Here is a 17,652-nt window from a genome sequence, read left to right as displayed (position 1 = left end):
CGTCATGACAAGAGCCGGGCAGCGAGCACCGGGCCGATCTCGGCCGCCGCGTTCGGTCCGGTCAGCGCCCCGTGGACGGCGTCCACCGGGTGGACCTCGATGCCCCCGGTCACGTACGGCTGCCACTGGGCGGCGTCGGGCGCGCCGGGGAGGCGGTCCGCCGTGGCGACGAAGAAGAGCACGTCGCCGTCGAACACCCCCGGATCGAAGTGCCGTTGCACGTTCACGTTGTCCGCGAAGACCTTGGCCATGGCCCGCAGGCCGGATGCCCCGAACTCGGCGAGCAGGTCGTCGTCGGCCGACGCGTGACCGAGGGACTCGGCGACGGCCGTCAGGAGTCCCGGGTCGTCGTGGGCGAGGGGTCCGGCGTCGTCGGTGAAGGGGAAGCTGTCCAGCAGGGTGAGGGTGGCCACCCGCTGTCCCTCCTTCTGGAGCCGGGTGGCGATGTCGTGTGCGACGAGACCGCCGAAGGACCAGCCGAGCAGGTGGTACGGCCCCTCCGGCTGGACCTTGCGGATCTCCGTGAGGTACTCGGACGCCAGGTCGGCCGTGCTCATCGGCCTGCGATCCGGCTCCGTGAGCCCTCTGGACTGCAGCCCGTAGACGGCCTGGTCCGGTGGCAGGTGGGGCAGCAGTCCGCGATAGCCCCAGCTGACGCCGGCCGCCGGGTGGACGCAGAAGAGCGGTGTCCCCTTCTCGCTCTCGCGCAGCGGCAGAAGTACCGGAAAGCCCGCGCTCTCGCCGCCGGCCGACCGCTCCAGCAGCCCGGCGACGGTCGGCGACTCGAACAGGTCGCGGATGGTGATCCGCAGGTCCAGCTCCCTGCGAGCCCGTCCGACCAGACGCGCCGCCAGCAGGGAATGGCCGCCTAGGGCGAAGAAGTCGTCGTCGATGCCGGTCGCGGCACGTCCCAGGACGTCCGTGTACAGCGCGCACAGGGCGTGCTCCGCCGCCGTGCGCGGACGGCGGCCGCGCGAGGTGAACTCGGGTGCGGGCAGCGCCTTCCGGTCGACCTTGCGGTTGGGTGTCAGAGGCAGCTCGGGCAGGGGGACCAGACTTGCCGGAACCATGTAGTCCGGCAACTCCCGCCGGGCGTGGGCCCGTAGCCGGTCCACGTCGATCTCGGCGCCGGGGGCCGCGACGACGTATCCCACCAGGTGGTGCAGGCCCGGCTGGTCCTCGCGCAGGATCACCGCGGCTTCGGCGACGGTCTCGTGGCGGCCGAGGACCGCCTCGATCTCGCCCGGTTCGATCCGGAAACCGCGAAGCTTGATCTGCTGGTCGGCCCGGCCGGCGAAGCGCAGTTCGCCGTTCCTGCTCCAGCCGGCCAGATCGCCGGTGTCGTACATCCGTGAACCGGCCGGTCCGAAGGGATCCGGCACGAACCGCTGGGCGGTGAGGGCAGGTTGCCCGAGATAACCGAGGGCCACCCCGTCGCCCGCGATGTGGAGCCGCCCGGTGACGCCCACGGGCACCGGGCGCAGGGCCTCGTCGAGGACGTACATGCGGGTGTTGGCGATGGGCCTGCCGATGGAGGGGATCCCCTCGTCGCCGGTCACCGTCTTGAGGGACGACCACACCGTCGTCTCGGTGGGGCCGTAGCAGTTGACGACACGCTCGGCCGTCCCGGCGAGACGGGTGGCGAGCTCGGCTCCCAGTGCCTCCCCGCCGACCAGCAGCGACAGCCCCTGCAGCGCGTCGGGATCCGCCGACACCATCGCCCGGTAGAGCGCCGGAGTGGCCTGCATCATCGTGGCCCCACCGGCCACGACGAGCCCGGAGAGGGCCGCCGGGTCCCGGACGGCGTCGGACCCGGCGATGACGACGGTGGCGCCGGCCAGCAGCGGCAGGTACATCTCCACGGCCGCGATGTCGAAGGCGATGGTCGTCACCGCGACCAGGACGTCCCGCGGACCGATCCGGGTCGCCTCCCCCATGGCGAGCAGCAGGTTCAGCAGTGCGCCGTGGGAGACCATCACGCCCTTGGGCCGGCCGGTCGATCCCGAGGTGAAGATGACGTACGCGGTGCGCTGCGGATGCCGGGCGGTCGGGCGCTCCTCGTCCGTCAGATCGCCCGCCGGGAGCCGGGCGGCGGCGCGCTCCGCCTCGTCGATGCGGAGCACCGGCACGTCCGGTGGCAGCTGGCCGGCGTACTCGGCCGTGGTCAGGACGAGCGCCGGTGCGGCATCCGTCAGCATGCGGTTGATGCGTTCCGCGGGATACCCGGCGTCCAGCGGGATGTAGGCGGCCCCCGCCTTCAGTACGGCCAGCAGGGCGACCGGCAGGCTGGTGTCGCGCGGCAGGAGCAGGGCGATCATCGGGTCCGGGCCGGTCGCCGCCGTCGACAGCCTGCGCGCGAGCCGGTTGGCCCGGCTGTTCAGCTCCTCATAGGTGAGGGAGGTGCCGTCGCTCCGCACGGCCGTCGCCCCTGGAGTCCGTGCGGCCTGCTCCTCGAACAGGTCGGTGAGCCACCGGGACGTCGGCCGGTCGGCCGCGGTGTCGTTCCACCGCACCACCTGGGTGTGGCGCTCCTCGGGGTCGAGCAGGTCGACGGAGCCGATGGGCCGTCCGGGGTCGGTGGCCGCCGCGTCCAGGAAACGGACCAGCCGTGCGGCCAGCGTCTCGATGCTCTCCCGGTCGAAGAGGTCGGTCGCGAAGTCGATCACGCCGGTGATGCCGCACGGAGCACCCGCTTCGTCCCGGCGCTCGGACACGGAGAACGTCAGGTCGAACTTGGTGGTGCGCGTGGCGACCGGTGCGACGTCGGCCCGCAGGCCCGGCAGGGCGAACTCCGGCTCCTCGTTGTTGTGCAGCATCAGGCTCACCTGGAACAGCGGGTGGCGGGCCAGTGACCGGGCCGGCTTGAGCAGTTCCACGAGCTGCTCGAAGGGCACGTCCTGATGCGCGTAGGCCTCCAGATCCGTCTGCCGCACGCGGGCCAGCAGGTCGGCGAAACTCGGGTCGGCCGAGGTGTCGGTGCGCAGCACCAGGGTGTTGAGGAAGAAGCCGACCAGGTCGTCCAGCGCCTCGTCGGTCCGTCCGGCGACCGGAGTGCCGATGGGGATGTCCTCACCCGCTCCCAGTCGGCTCAGCAGCGCGGCCACCGCTGCCTGCAGCACCATGAACAGCGTCACGTCGTGCGCGCGGGCCAACTCCAGGAGCGTGCCGTGAAGTCGGGCGTCGATGTCCAGGTCGACGAGCATGCCCTGGTAGCCGGTGGACGCGGGCCTGGGACGGTCGGTCGGCAGGTTCAGTTCATCGGGCAGGCCGGCGAGCTGCCGGGACCAGTAGGCGAGTTGCCGGGCCGCCAGGGTGTCGTCGCACACGGACCCTTCGGCGGGCGCTTCCGCGGTTCCGGCCGCAGGCCTCGGAGCCGTTCCTCGCGCGGTCTCCTCCGTGCCGATCAGGCCACGCTGCCACAGCGTGTAGTCGGCGTACTGCACGGGAAGCGGGGCCCAGTCCGGAGCCTGTCCGTCGAGGCGGGCCGCGTAGGCGGCCGAGAGATCGCGGGCCAGCGGCACGGCCGACCAGGCGTCCCCCGCGATGTGGTGGAGCACGAGGAACAGGACGTGCTCGTGTTCCCCGAGGCGGTACAGGTGCGCGCGCAGGGGCAGGTCCACGGTGAGGTCGAAGCCCTCGGCGGCGGCCTTCTCGAGCAGACCGGGAAGGTGCCCGGCCGTCGCCTCCCGCGTCCGCAGCACCGGTGCGCCCGTGTGCGCGTCCAGGATCCGCTGGTACGGCTCACCGTCGGCCTGGGGCAGCACTGTGCGCAGCACCTCGTGCCGGGCGGCCAGATCCGCGAGCGCGGCCTGCAGTGCCCGGTGGTCCAGCTCGCCGGACAGCCGCAGCGCCGTCGGCATGTTGTAGACCGCGCTGCCGGTGTCCAGCTGGTTGAGCACCCACAGGCGCCGCTGCCCGTAGGAGAGCGGAACGCGCTCGGGTCGCGCCATCCGGACCAGCGGGGCCCTGGCACCCGACGCGGCGTCGATCCGGGCGAGCAGACCGGACGGCGTCGAGGCTTCGAACAGGCTGCCCACCGGCAGTTCCACGCCGAACACCGAACGGACCTTGCTGACGAGCCGCGTGGCCAGCAAGGAGTGTCCGCCCAGGGCGAAGAAGTCGTCGTCCAGGCCCACGCCGGGCAGGCCGAGCAGGTCCGCGAACAGGTCGCAGAGCATGCGCTCCCGCTCGGTCCTCGGCGCGCGTGAGTGGGGTGCGCGGGCGAAGTCCGGCGCCGGCAGGGCCTTGTGGTCCAGCTTGTCGTTGGTCGTCAGGGGCAGAGCAGCCAGTTCGACGAACGCTGCCGGGTGCATGTGGCCGGGGAGGATCCGTGCGACGTGGTCGCTCAGCGACTCCTTTGACAGCTCCGCGTCCGGTCGCGCCACGACGTAGGCGACCAGCCGCTCGCCGCCCACGCCGGCGGCGGTGTACGTGGTCACCGCGGCCTGTGCGACGTCGGGGTGGCCGGTCAACGCGTTCTCGATCTCGCCGAGTTCGATGCGGAATCCGCGAATCTTCACCTGGCCGTCGGTACGGCCCAGGAACTCCAGGTGCCCGTCGGCGTTCCAGCGCGCCCGGTCCCCGGTGCGGTACATCCGTGCGCCGGGACCGCCCCAGGGGTCCGGCAGGAACCGGTCGGCGGTCAGGCCCGGCTCGTGAAGATAGCCGCGTGCCACCCCGGCCCCGGCCAGGCACAGTTCGCCCGGCACCCCGATGGGGGCCGGGTTCAGGTGCTCGTCGAGCACATAGGTGCGTACGTTGTCCACGGGGGCGCCGATCACCGGGTGCTCGGAGTCCGTGAAGTCACCGATGGTGGCGAGCACGGTGGCCTCGGTGGGCCCGTACACATTGCAGGCTCGTAGTCCCGGTGTCGTCCGCAGCCGCTGCCACATCCACTCGCTGATCTGCTCTCCGCCGAACGTGAGCACCGAGGGCCGGTACCGCTCGTCGTCCAGCACACCACCGCCGATCAGCTGCTCGGCGAAGGACGGCGTACAGGTCATGGCGTCGATCCGCCGGTCGATCATCAGACGGGCCGTCGCCGCGGGGTCGCGCCTGGTCTCGTCGTCCAGCAGGTGCATCGCATGGCCGGCCAGCAGCCAGAGCAGGCCGTCCCACGATCCGTCGAAGGAGAGCGCGAGCACGTGCGCGACCCGCAGCGGGCGGCCGAGGGCGGCCGCCGCCGGGTCGATGACCCGGCGGCGCTGGCTGTCCAGCAGGTTGACCAGGTTCCGGTGTTCGACGATCACCCCCTTGGGCTTGCCGCTGGAGCCCGAGGTGTACAGGACATAGGCGGGGTGCGCCGGGTCGAGCGGGGCGGTGCGGTCCGAGTCGGTGGGGTCGGCGACGGGCCGCCCGGCCAGGTCTCGGAGCGTCTCCTCGCTGTCGAGCACGATGCGGTCGATGCCGCTGTCCCCGGGGAGGATCCGCTCGTCGGCGACGGTGGTGAGGACCAGCACCGGGTCGGTGTCGGCCAGCATGAAGCCGATCCGCTCGGCCGGGTAGTCCGGATCCACGGGCATGTAGGCGGCACCGGCCTTGAGCACGGCCAGGATGCTCACCATCTGGTGGTCACTGCGCCGCATGGCGAGCGCGACCCGCCGTTCGGGGCCCGCGCCGCGTGAGACGAGCAGATGGGCGAGGCGGTTCGCCCTGGCGTTCAGCTCGGTGAAGGACAGTTCCAGGTCGCCGAAGCCGAGGGCGGGCTCGTCGCGGCGCTCGGCCACTGTGGCCTGGAAGGCGTCGCAGACGGTGCGTACCGGGGTCGCGCGCGCCGTGGCGTTCCAGCGCGACACGACCTGCTCGCGCTCGGCGGGCGCCATGACGGCGAGCTCGCTGAGCGGGGTGTCGGGCTGTGCCACGGCGGACTCCAGGATGTGCCGGTAGTGGTCGAGGAGCCGGGTCGTCCGGGGCGGGTCGAAGAGTTCGGTGGAGTACTCCATGCTCAGGTGGAGGCCGCCGGACGGCAGTTCCGAGAAGCCGAGCCCCACGTCGAAGCGGGAGGTGCCCAGCTCGATCGGCAGTTCCTCGACGAGCACGTCGCCGAGCCGGGCTCCGCTGCGGTCCGTGTCCGCCTGGTAGAGGGCGAACTGGAAGAGCGGGTTGCGCGTCGGGTCCCGCTGCACGTCGAGCTTCTCGACCAGCTGGTCGAAGGGCAGCTCCTGGTGCGAATGCGCACCGAGCACCATGGCGTCGGCCCGGCCCAGCAGGGTCCGGAAGCTGGGGTCGCCGGAGGTGTCGGTGCGCAGGACCACGGTGTTGGCGAAGTAGCCGATCAGCGGTTCGATCTCGGGCCGGCTGCGTCCCGTGAACACCGAGCCGAGCGCGATGTCGTGCTGCCCGGTGTAGCGGGACAGCAGCGCGGCGAAGCCCGCCACCATCACCGGCAGCAGCCGCACCCCGCTGCGGTCGGCGAGTTCTGCCAGACCGCGCTGCAGCTCGGCCGGGTACGTCGCGGTGAGGTTCTCGCCGAGCCAGGTGCGCTCGGCCGGGCGCGGCCGGTCGGTCGGGAACTCGAGCACGGTCAGGTCGGCGAGTGTCGTCCGCCAGTAGTCGAGATCGGCTGTCGGCCCCTCGCCGGCGAGGCGTTCGCGCTGCCAGACGGCATAGTCGGCGCACTGCACCGGCAGCGGCGCCAGGGCCGGCGCACGCCCGGCCCGGATCGCCTCGTAGCACTCGGCGAGCTCGCGCATCAGCAACGGAACCGACCACGAGTCGAGCACGATGTGGTGCATCGAGAGGACGAAGACGTGGTCGTCGTCGGTGAACCGGGCCAGCAGGCCCCACACCAGCGGCCCGCGGGCGAGGTCGAAGGGGCGGGCGCTGGCGTCGGCGGCCACCCGCAGGGCACGCGAGCGGCGCTCGCCCTCGGGGCAGGGGCCCAGCTCGAGGGTCTCCAGGGCCAGCGGTCGCACCGGGTCGATGACTTGGCGCGGGCCGTCGTCGGTGCCCACGTACCGGGTGCGCAGCACTTCGTGCCGGGCCACCACCATGTCGAGGGCGCTCGCCAGGGCCCGGCGGTCGAGCGGGCCGCGCAGGCGCATCGCGAGCGGTGTGTTGTAGAGCGGCAGTCCCGGCGCCAGCTGGTCCAGGAACCACATGCGGGACTGGGCGAACGACAACGGCAGCGGACGGTCCCGGCCGGCCGGGCGAATCGTGTCCTCGACGCGGCGTTGCAACCGCTCGGTGCGCATGGCCTCGAGCAGGCGTTCCCGCTGTGCGGGACTGAGGCGGGCAAGCCTCTGCCGAAGGTCCTCGCGCATACAGCTCCCTCCCACTGTGGCCGACAGTGCGCCGTTATCAGGGTGCGGAGGCGCCCGAGCGGCCCGGCAGTCGGGCAAATGACGGACAGCCCGCGCTCTGTCGCACCGGGCAGGATGGCCAGGACTCCTGGGAGGGACCTTGTCTCGGTTCAAGCGCCTGCCGCCCGCCCGGCTCGGCACGCTGTTGCTGATGCTCGGACTCGTCGTCCTCGGGACGTTGGCCCTGCTCCCCTTGCGAGGTCCGAGCCCGGCCGGTTCCGGCGCACCGGCCGGTCAGTTCTCCGCGGGGCGCGCCGAGCCGTACATCGAGCGGATCGCGGCCGAGCCGCGGCCGATGGGCTCGGCCGCGAACGCCCGTGTCCGGGAGTATCTGGTCGAGCGGTTCCGCGCGTTGGGTCTGCGGGCCGAGGTCGAGCGGACGACCGCGGCCGACAGCTATCCGGACCACGCCTCGGTCGCCGGGCGGGCCGCCAACATCCGCGCCACCCTCCCGGGTACCGAGGGCAAGGGGCGCGTGCTGATCGTCGCCCACTACGACTCGGTCTTCACCGGGCCCGGGGCGACCGACGACGGGATGGGCGTGGCGACCGTCCTGGAGGCGGCCCGCGCGCTGAAGTCCGGTCCCGCGCCCCGCAACACAGTGGAGTTCCTGCTCACCGACGGCGAGGAGCCGGGGTCCATCGGCGCCAAGGGCTTCACGGGCTCCGCCTCGGCGGGCGATCCGAAGCACACGGTGATCCTGAACCTCGAGGCGCGCGGCACCACGGGGCCGGTGGTGATGTTCGAGACCGGCAAGGACAACTCGGCGTTCCTGTCGGCGCTGTCCGACCGCACGCCGTTCGTCACGTCCATGTCCGACGAGATCTACCGGCTGCTGCCGAACGACACCGACCTGACCGTCTTCAAGAAGGCCGGCTTCACCGGGATGAACTTCGCGGTGGTCGGCGGATCCGCCCGCTACGACACCGAGCTGGACAACCTGTCCGCCCAGCGCCGGGGGACCCTGCAGGACATGGGGTCCACGGTGCTGGCGGCGGCCAGGAAGCTGGCCGGCCAGGACATCGACCCGGCGGGGGCCGGTTCCAGCACTTACTTCACGGTGTTCGGGCTGCTGGTGAGTTATCCGCAGTGGCTCGGTCCGGTCCTCGCGGCACTGGCCGTCGTCGCGATCGCGGTGGTGCTCTTGCGGGCCCGCCGACGCGGGGTCCTGCGGCTGCGCGGGCTCGCCCTGGTCGCCGGGACCCTGCCGCTGCCGTTGATCGGTTCGGCGGCCCTCGGCTATCTGGGGTGGGCGGTGCTGGTGATGATCCGGCCGCACTATGCCGCCTTCACCTTCGGCGATCCGTACCGCCCCGGCCCCTCGGTGGCCGGTCTGGTGGTGCTGACGCTGGCGGCGTGTCTGTGCTGGCTGCTGTGGATGCGCCGGCGTACCGACGCCTTCGCCGTGAGCGCCGCGGTGCTGTGCTGGTTCACCGTCCTGGCACTGCTGACGGTCGTCGTGATGCCCGGCGCCTCCTATCTGTTCGTCTGGCCCGCGCTGCTCGGCGCGGCGGGACTCGCCGCCGGCCTGCACCTGCCGGAGAAGTCGCCCTGGCTCGCGCCGGCGCTCTCTGCCGCCGCGCTGCCGGCGATCGTGCTCTTCGTACCGCTCCTCGCGATCCTGTTTCCCACCATCGGGCTCGCCTTCGACTCGGCGGCCCTCGTGGTCGTCGCCCTGCTGCTCCTGCCCCTGCTGCCCGGCCTGTTGCCGCTGCCCCGGCGCCGCGCGGTGCCGGTGGCGGTGGCGGTCGTCGCGCTGGTCGGCGCGGCCCTGGTCGGTGCCGGCGGAGCTCTCGACGGCGTGGACAGGCGCCATCCCGCACAGGTCGCGCTGTTCTACGTCCAGGACGCGGACACCGGGACCGCCTCCTGGTACAGCGGCGCCGACTCCGGCCGGCCGTGGGTGTCCCGGTACACGCACGGCGCCAAGTCCCCCGCCGAGAAGGTCGTTCCCGCGCTGATCGGTCCCGGCGGCTACCGGAAGGGACCGGCCCGGGGCGGCAGCACGTCCCTGCCCGAGGCCAAGGTGACCGGGCAGCGCAGCCTCGGCGGCGGTGTCCGCGAGGTACGGCTCCGGCTCAGCTCGGACCGGGCGGCGACCGGGCTGTCGTTCTACGCCGACACCCGGAGGACGCAGCTGGTCGGCGTCACCGTGGAAGGCAGGCGACTGCCGGGCGGGCAGAACCGGCCGACCTCGACCCCGTGGAAGTGGGGCTGTCATCTGGTGGCTCCGGCGGACGGCTACGACGTGGTGCTGCGCCTGCGCGGTGCCGCGCCGATGCCCCTGCGACTGCTCGCCTACCGGGCCGACGTGCCGGCCGCGGCTCTCACGTCGCCCCGCCCCGACACGATCGTCTGGACCACCTCCGGGTTCGGCCAGAGCATCGGTATCCGCACCATCGACATATGAGGGAACCGCCGTGAACGACCGCCAGGACACCCCCCGCATCATCGCTCTGTGGAGCGCCCCGAGGGCCAGGTCGACCGCCTTCTTCCGGTCCATCGTGGAACGCGGCGATCTGGCCGCACTGCACGAGCCGTTCTGCAACATCGTCGACTTCGGCGAGACCGCGGTGGACGGGAAGACCGTGCGCACCGAGGGCGAACTCATCGCGGCGATGCGGGCGCTGTCGGCGCGGCGGCGGGTGTTCTTCAAGGACACCACCGACTACCGCTATCCCGCGATCCTCGCGGACGCCCGATTTCTGCGCGAGGTCCGGCACACCTTCCTGATCCGGCACCCCGACGAGATCGCCGCGTCGTACTACGCCCTCCGGCCGGAGATGTCCGCCAAGGACATCGGGCTGGAGCAGATGTACGAGCTGTACGAAGCGGTGTCCGCCACCGGGCAGCGTCCGGTGGTCCTCGACTCCGAGGATCTGGTGTCCAGGCCGGACCGGACCATGGCCGCGTTCTGCGCCGCGGTGGGCCTGCCGCCGCGGCCCGAGGCACTGCACTGGCGCCCCGGCAGCCGCGAGGAGTGGCAGCGCACCGACCGCTGGCACACCGACGTCAGCAACAGCTCGGGCTTCACCGCCAAGTCGACCCAGTACGCCGTCACGGTCCACAACAACGAGCTGCTGGCCGAATTCAGCGCCCGGCACGAGCCGTTCTACCGGGCGCTCTTCGACAAGCGGCTGATCGTGGCGTGACCGGAGCTCAGCCCCGGTCGGTCGCGAGGTCGCGCAGACGCGCCCGGTCGACCTTTCCGTTCGCGGTCAGCGGCACGGCGTCCAGTGGGACGATCCGGCCGGGAATCATGTAGGAGGGCAGCAGCGGGCGCAGATGCGCGCGGATCTCCGTGATCGACGGCGTGTCGTCTCCGTCGGACGGCGCCAGGAAGGCGACGAGCGTGTGGTCCGCGCCGTCACCGGTGAGGTCGACCACGGCGGCGCCGACGCACGGATGGCTCTCCAGCGCGGCCTCGATCTCGCCCGGCTCGACCCGGTGGCCGTTCACCTTGAGTTGGGTGTCGATCCGGTCGAGGAACTCGATGTTGCCGTCCGCCCGTCGGCGCACCAGGTCACCCGTGCGGTAGAGCCGGGCCCCCGGCGGGCCGTACGGGTCGGGCAGGAACTTCTCCGCCGTCAGCGCCGGGCGCCCGTGATAGCCGCGGGCCACCCCGACCCCGCCCATGAGAAGCTCGCCCGCCACGCCCACGGGGACCTGCCGGCCGGCTTCGTCCACCACGTGGGCCTGGAGGTTGGCGATGGGACCGCCGATCGGCGGCCGGCTCTCGCACAGCCCGGGCGGGCACAGATAGTCCGTCGACGTGACGGTGACCTCGGTGGGCCCGTAGGTGTTGTGCACCTGCCGGTGCGGAGCCTGGAAGCGGTCGGCCAGCTCGCCGGGGAGCGCCTCGCCGCCGATGTTGGCCATCCGCAGATCGGGGAGTCCGGCGGGGTCGAGGAGGCGGGCCACGGCGGGCGGTATGTCCATCACGGTGACCCGTTCGTCGCGGATCAGCGCGGTGAGCGCCCGCGGGTCGAGCAGGGTCAGCCGCGCCCCCTGGACCAGGGTGATCCCGTTGCACAGCGCGGCGAAGAAGTCGAAGACGCTCACGTCGAAGCAGGGGTTCGCGAACTGCAGGATGCGGTCCGGCGGCTCCAGCCGGTAGGCGCGCCGGCAGTACTCGGTCATGTTGACCACCGAGCGGTGCTGGACGAGCGTGCCTTTGGGAGCGCCGGTCGATCCGGACGTGTAGAGAAGATAGGCCAGGTGGTCGGGGAGGACCCGGTAGTGCGGGTCGTCGCCGGACTGTGCGGCCAGCGCGGCGGCGATGGCGGGGTCGTCCAGGCAGACCGGCAGGACGTCCTCGGGCAGCCGGTCGGCCGGCCCGCTCGTGGTGACCACGATCTGGCATCCGGCGTCCTGGACCATGTACGCGAGGCGGCTCGCCGGGTGCTGTATGTCGAGCGGCAGATAGGCGGCGCCCGACTTGAGGATGCCCAGGAGGGTCACCGGAAGGTCGAGGCCGCGGTCGAGCAGGACGCCCACCACCGTCTCGGGGCCGATACCGAGCCGGTGCAGATGCCGGGCCAGGCGGTTGGCGCGTCGGTCCAGTTCCAGGTAGCTGAGCTCCTCGCCCTCGAACCGGCAGGCCGCCAGCCCGGGCCGCAGGGCCACCCATCGTTCGAAGGCCTGGTGCACACAGAGTCCGGCCGTGTCCGCGTAGTCCTCGGTGGTGTCGTTCCACCGGCTGTGCTCCGTGGCGCCGTCCCTGTCGCCCTGGATGACGTGGTCCACCGTCTTCGTCCCCCTGTGCTCTCGACACTGCCGGTGCGTCGACCCTGTCAGAACGAGGCGCCGCCAACTCGTAGGGATTCCTCCTGACTGTGTCCGTCCCGGCAGATCGCACATTCTCGGTACGGACGTCGTTGCCCCAGATGCAGCATGACCCGCGGCCAGGGAGGAAAACGTGGGCGGGACCCGTACACAGAACTTCGAGGCCGCGCTGCGCCCGCAGGACGGCATGCCCTGCCTCTCGCTGACGTCGGCGGAGGCCGACGCGCTGCGCGCGCTTGCCGAGGCCTTCGTCGAGGAGTGCGGCGCGGCCGAGCCCGCCGACCTCGAGCACCTGCTGGCCGAGATCGCCGTCCATGCCCATCGGGCGCCGGAGCGGCTGCGCTCGGTGCTGAACGGCTTCCGGCTGACCGGCCGTCCGAAGGGCGGACTGGTACTGTCCGGTCTGCCGTTGGACGAGCAGGCCCTCGGCACGACACCACGCAGCTACACCGATGAGCCGGCCGGTGACGAGGTGACCACGTCTACGGCTCTCCTGCTGATGATCGGCTCCCTGCTCGGCGACCCCTTCTCCTACCTGTCGCAGCAGCGGGGCAAGCTGGTTCTCGACGTGTTCCCCATCGAGGGGCACGAGGAGGAGCAACTCGGCTCCAGCTCCACGACGTTGCTGGAGTGGCACAACGAGGACGCCTTCCATCCCCACCGGGCCGACTGGATCATGCTGCTCTGCCTGCGCAATCCGGACGCCGTGCCGACCATGTTCGCGTCGGCCCACGATCTGGAACTCGACGAGGAGCACCGCAAGGTCCTCTTCGAGGACCGGTTCGTGATCCTTCCCGACGAGTCGCACACGGCCCAGTTCAACGCCTCGACGACGGGTGTCGACGACGGCGACGGCCAGGCTGCCGCCTTCGAGCGCATCCGGCGGATGAACCAGGAGCCGGAGCGGATCGCGATTCTGGGCGGCGATCCGGACATGCCCTACGTCCGGATCGACCCGGCGTTCATGCAGCGTGATCTGGGCGACGCCCTCGCCGAGCGGGCGCTGCAGGGCATTGTCGACGCCTTCGAGGCTCGTATGCAGGACGTGGCGCTGGCCCCCGGTGAGCTGCTGATCATCGACAACAAGCGGTCCGTGCACGGGCGACGGCCCTTCAAGGCCCGCTACGACGGCACGGACCGCTGGCTGCGACGCATCAACGTGACCGCCGACCTGCGCAGCTCGGAGGGCCGCCGGTTCGGCGCCCATGGTCGTGCCCTGGTCTGACCATCACCTGCCATCGTCGGGAGAGTCCGGTTTGAGGCCCAGCGTCCGCCCCATCACGATCGACCGCACACCCCCGGCGCGGCTGTCATGACGCAGACCGCGCCCGCGCCGGGGAGCCTCCTGAAGCAGCGGGACTTCCGCCTGTTCTGGACCGGCGACGTCGTCTCGCAACTGGGCTCGGAGATGACGCTGTTCGCCCTCCCGCTGGTGATGGTGAGCACGTTGGACGCCTCCGGCACCCAGATCGGGCTGCTGGAGGCGCTGTACACGCTGCCGTTCTTCCTGCTGCCGCTGTTCGTCGGCGTGTGGCAGGAGCACCGGGCCCGCCGGCCCGTGATGATCGCCACGGACCTCGCCCGGTGCGTGCTGGTCGTCACCATCCCGGTGGGCGCCGCGCTCGACGTGCTGTCCCTTGCGCACGTCTACGTGGTCGCCGTGCTGGTCGGGGCTCTCAGCGTGGTGTACGACATCGCCGCCAGGTCGTACCTCCCGCGCCTCGTCGCGCCGGAGCACCTCGGCTCGGCCAACAGCAAACTCACCGCGGACCAGGCCGTGAGCGCGACGATGGGTCCGGGCGGCGGCGGCTGGCTGGCGGGCGTGTTCGGGCCGGCCAGTGTGCTGTTCCTGGATGCGCTGAGCTATCTGGTCTCCGCACTGGCGATGATCGCGGTCCGAACCCGGGAGAAGGCCGAGCCGCCGCCCGCCGAGCGGGATCTGCGCCGGGAACTCGCCGACGGACTGCGTTCGGTGTTCGGCAATCCGCCGGTGCGTGCCATCGCCCTCCACGCGGCCGTGTACAACGCCGGCGGATCGCTGGTCAACGTGGCCTTCCTGGTCTACTTCGTGCGCCGGCTCGACATGGGCACATTCGCCTACGGCCTGGTCACGGTGGTCGGTGGGATCGGCGCGATCTGCGGGGCCGTCTGTGTGCCCTTCCTGTTCGAGCGGATCGGGTACGGCCCCAGTCTGCTGATCGCCCTGTGCTTCTCCACCAATGCCTACTTCCTGCTGCCGCTGTGCACCGGCCCGGACACGGCCGTGTTCTGGGCGTCCGCAGCCGGGCTCTTCCTCGGTTACGCGGGCTCGGCCGCGGGCAGCGTCATCGCCGTGACGGTGCGCCAGAAGGTCACACCGCCCGAGCTGCACGCACGCATGAACGCCACCTACCGGCTGATGAACTTCGGCACCATCCCGGTCGGTGCGGCGCTCGCCGGAGTGCTGGTGGACGGGCTCGGTGCGCGTACGACGCTGTGGCTGGCGCCCTTCGTCCTGCTGGCGTCGGTGGTTCCGGTCGCCAACCGCACCATCTGGCGGCTGCGGCAGTTGTGAGGCCGGGCGGCCCGCGGCTCAGACCGCGGCCGCCAGCTCCCGGATGGTGTGCTCCCCGAGCACCTTCTCCACCGGCAGTTCGACGCCGAGTTCCCGTGCCCGCACCACCACGCGGACGGCCCTGAGGGAGTTGCCGCCGGCCGCGTAGAACTCGTCGTCGACGCCGACCGTTTCGAGGTCGAGCACCTCGGCCCACAGCCGGCTGAGGAGCACCTCGGTCCGCGTGGTCGGCCGGCCCCCCGTCGCCTCCCGGTGCACCGGCTCCCTCGCCTCCGCCTCCTCGGCGGCCGCCACGGCCGGACTCCGGTCGGCCAGCGGGCAGGGCAGCTCCGAAACCGCCGCGCCGGGGTTCGCCGACGCACCGCGCAGCACGGTGACGACGGACCGGGCCAGCAGGTCCGCGGTCTCCTGACCGAAGAGGTCCGACTGCAGCACCACGGATCCGCTGAGTGCGTCGTCCGCCCCGTCGAGATCGACGGTCACCTCGAAGTGGGCACGCTCCTGGAGCAGCGGGACCGGTTCGATCCTCAGCCCGGCGGCCTCCACCGCCTGGGGAAGCCATGTGTTGTTCACGGCCAGCATGGTCTGCGCCAGCGGTGTGCGCCCCGGGCGCCGCTGCGGCTTCAGGGTGTCCACCAGGACCTCGAAGGGAACCTCGGGGTGCTGGTAGGCGCCCAGGCAGCGTTCCCGTACCTGTCGGAGCAGGCTGAGGAAGTCCGGATCGCCCGACAGGTCGAGGCGCACAGGGAGGGTGTTGACGAAGAATCCGACGAGCGGATCCAGTTCGGTCTGGGTGCGGCCGGCGAAGGGCAGTCCGACGACCACGTCATGCTGCCCGGTCCAGCGGGCGAGCACCGTGGCGTAGGCCGCGAGGACCACCATGAAGGGAGTGACGTCCCCGTCCGAGGCGACCGCCCGGAGCTGACGGATCATGAGGGCGGGCGGTGTCAGGGGCGCGTGCACCGTCCCGAAGTCCGGGGTCCCGTCGGGCAGCCGGTCCACGGGCAGCCTGAGCGGTTCGCACTCGGCCAACTGGTTTTTCCAGTAGTCCAGTTGGTCGTCGAGCTCACCCTCGTCCCAGCGCTGCTTCTGCCAGGCCGCGAAGTCCGCGTACTGCACCTGCAGCTCGGGCAGCACATCCAGCCGTTCGCCTCGGGCGGCGGGCGGGTAGAGCGCCGTGAGCTCGCTCAGCAGGACGCCCAGCGACCAGCCGTCGGCGACCGCGTGGTGCACCACCACGGCGAACAGGTGCTCCTCGGGAGCCGTCCGCATCAGCCGGCAGCGGATCAACGGCCCCCGCCCCAGATCGAACGGGATCTGAGCGAGGCGGCGCGCCTCGGCGAGGGCCGCGTCATGCCCGCCGTCCACGTCCTCGACGGTGAGCCGCACCGGTTCCGGCGCGCGCACCACCTGCACGACCTCGGCGCCCTCCAGCTCCAGCACCGTCCGCAGCACCTCGTGCCGGTTCACCACCTCGGTCATCGCCGCGGCCAGGGCGTCCGGGTCGAGGCTGCCGCGCAGCCGGAGTCCGACCGCCTCGTTGTACAGCGGGGTGTCCGGCTGGATCTGTTCCAGCAGCCACAGCCGTTGCTGGCCGAACGAGGCGGGCAGCACGAACAGGTCTTCGGTCATCATGGCTCCTGCGGGGTGAAGGAATACCTCGGTGGCCGGCTACGGCTACCGGTAGTCGCGCAGCAGCGCGGTCATGCACCGGGTGCCGAACTCCAGCGCCTCGACGGGGATCCGCTCGTCGGCGCGGTGCAGCAGCGTGCGGTACGGGCTGCCCGCCGGCACCTTCATGGGCAGCCAGCCGTAGCAGCGGATGCCCAACTGGGCGAAGAAACCGGCGTCGGTGGAGGCCGGCGACATCATCGGCAGCGGCGCGGCGTCCGCGTCGGCCTTGCGGGTGATGTCCGCGAGCGTCTCGTAGAAGCCGCCGAATTCGGGCTCCGGGATCCGGCTCTGGTCCACGGAGAAGCCTTCCACCAGCAGCTCCAGTGGCAGGTCGGGGCCGATCAGTGCGCGCAGTTCGGAGACGAACTCCTCCCTGGTGTGGTCGCCGGGCAGGATGCGGCCGTCCAGGTCGACGGTGATCTCGCCCGGCACCACGTTGATCTTGTCGCCGGCCCGGACGATCGTGGGGTTCACCGTGTTGCGCAGCAAGGAGTCGATCTGCAGCGCCTGGTCCGCCGGCAGTCCGGCCAGGGGTGCGTCACCGTCGTCGTCCCGGACCGCGAGCAGCCGGCCGGCGAGCGGCTCGGACAGGTGCCCGGCCAGTTCGGTCAGCATGCGGTGGGCGGCGGGCTCGAGGTGCCGCGGCAGCCGCACACCGCTCAGGGCGGTCAGCAGATGTCCGAGCTGCCGCATCGGGGTCTGCGGCGGTGCCAGGCGGGAGGCGTGGCCACCGGGGCCCCTCAGCGTCACCCGGAACCAGCAGGCGCGTTTCTCCGCGACGACGATCGGATGGAAGCGTCGCCCGTCCAGTTCGATGCCCGCTCCGCCCTCCTCGCCCACCGCGTACCGGATCCCGGTGAACAGCTCAGGATGCTCGCGGGTCAGCCACCTGGCTCCGGCGATGCTGCCGTGCTCCTCGTCGGCGACCACCGCGAGGACGACGTCTCCGGCCGGCCGCTGACCCGCCTCGTGCAGCCGGGCCAGCGACGACACCATCATCGCCAGGCCGCCCTTCATGTCGACGGATCCGCGGCCCCACACCTCGCCGTCGACCAGCCTGGCCTCGAAGGGCGGATGCTGCCAGTCCTGGCCGGTGACCGGCACGACGTCGGAGTGCCCGTGCAGGAGCAGCGGCGGGGCTGCGCCGTGTCCGGGGAACCGTACGATCAGATTCGCCCGGTCCCGGCTCGGGCCCAGAACCTTGATGTCCAGGTCCTCGCGGTGGGCGAACCGGTCGATCAGGTACTCGGCGCAGGCGATCTCGTTCCCGGGCGGGTTGGTGGTGTCGATGCGGATCAGGTCCTGGAGCAGCGGCACCGGGTCGGTGAGGGAGTTCAT

The 17,652-nt window shown here is 71.7% G+C and carries 8 protein-coding genes; 4 read left to right on the top strand and 4 right to left on the bottom strand.

All coding sequences use genetic code 11. The features are described from left to right. Positions 1-2: 2 nt before the first annotated feature. Positions 3-7,262: an amino acid adenylation domain-containing protein gene (locus ACIRVH_RS02150; RefSeq protein ID WP_403947375.1), complete on the bottom strand. Its 7,260-nt coding sequence runs from the start codon at positions 7,260-7,262 to the stop codon at positions 3-5. Between the two features lie 139 nt (positions 7,263-7,401). Between ACIRVH_RS02150 and ACIRVH_RS02145 the strand changes: the two genes are divergently transcribed. Both ACIRVH_RS02145 and ACIRVH_RS02140 read left to right on the top strand, forming a co-directional pair. Continuing rightward, a complete protein-coding gene (locus tag ACIRVH_RS02145; RefSeq protein WP_403947374.1) occupies positions 7,402-9,711 on the top strand; it encodes a M20/M25/M40 family metallo-hydrolase in 2,310 nt (769 codons plus the stop codon). Between the two features lie 10 nt (positions 9,712-9,721). Continuing rightward, a complete protein-coding gene (locus ACIRVH_RS02140) occupies positions 9,722-10,453 on the top strand; it encodes a sulfotransferase family protein (RefSeq protein WP_403947373.1) in 732 nt (243 codons plus the stop codon). 7 nt (positions 10,454-10,460) lie between these two features. Here ACIRVH_RS02140 and ACIRVH_RS02135 read toward each other — a convergent pair whose 3' ends face one another. Next, positions 10,461-12,047: an amino acid adenylation domain-containing protein gene (locus tag ACIRVH_RS02135; protein WP_403947372.1), complete on the bottom strand. Its 1,587-nt coding sequence runs from the start codon at positions 12,045-12,047 to the stop codon at positions 10,461-10,463. Between the two features lie 172 nt (positions 12,048-12,219). On the opposite strand from ACIRVH_RS02135, the gene gntD reads away from it, so the two are divergent. Next, positions 12,220-13,311: a guanitoxin biosynthesis L-enduracididine beta-hydroxylase GntD gene (gntD, locus tag ACIRVH_RS02130; RefSeq protein WP_403947371.1), complete on the top strand. Its 1,092-nt coding sequence runs from the start codon at positions 12,220-12,222 to the stop codon at positions 13,309-13,311. Between the two features lie 87 nt (positions 13,312-13,398). Then, positions 13,399-14,640 carry an MFS transporter gene (locus tag ACIRVH_RS02125; RefSeq protein ID WP_403947370.1) on the top strand — a complete coding sequence of 414 codons (1,242 nt, stop codon included), beginning with the start codon at positions 13,399-13,401 and terminating at the stop codon, positions 14,638-14,640. Between the two features lie 18 nt (positions 14,641-14,658). On the opposite strand, the gene ACIRVH_RS02120 is transcribed toward ACIRVH_RS02125, so the two are convergent. Then, the gene (locus tag ACIRVH_RS02120; RefSeq protein WP_403947369.1) at positions 14,659-16,275 is read right to left on the bottom strand and encodes a condensation domain-containing protein; all 1,617 of its coding nucleotides are present in this window, start codon (positions 16,273-16,275) and stop codon (positions 14,659-14,661) included. A 42-nt stretch (positions 16,276-16,317) separates the two neighbouring features. Then, the gene (locus tag ACIRVH_RS02115) at positions 16,318-17,652 is read right to left on the bottom strand and encodes a M20/M25/M40 family metallo-hydrolase (protein WP_403947368.1); all 1,335 of its coding nucleotides are present in this window, start codon (positions 17,650-17,652) and stop codon (positions 16,318-16,320) included.

Origin of the sequence: Streptomyces sp. NPDC101165, from assembly GCF_044768135.1 — a bacterium.
In the GTDB taxonomy this organism is placed as follows: Bacteria; Actinomycetota; Actinomycetes; order Streptomycetales; family Streptomycetaceae; genus Streptomyces.
The sequence above is the reverse complement of the archived record's forward strand: the minus strand, read 5'-3'. Positions and strand labels throughout refer to the sequence as shown.

Bases quoted from the DNA above. Each gene is read 5' to 3' on its own strand.
- ACIRVH_RS02115 (WP_403947368.1), bottom strand. From the start codon at position 17,652: ATGAACTCCCTCACCGACCCGGTGCCGCTGCTCCAGGACCTGATCCGC.
- ACIRVH_RS02150 (WP_403947375.1), bottom strand. From the start codon at position 7,262: ATGCGCGAGGACCTTCGGCAGAGGCTTGCCCGCCTCAGTCCCGCACAG.
- ACIRVH_RS02125 (WP_403947370.1), top strand. From the start codon at position 13,399: ATGACGCAGACCGCGCCCGCGCCGGGGAGCCTCCTGAAGCAGCGGGAC.
- ACIRVH_RS02120 (WP_403947369.1), bottom strand. From the start codon at position 16,275: ATGATGACCGAAGACCTGTTCGTGCTGCCCGCCTCGTTCGGCCAGCAA.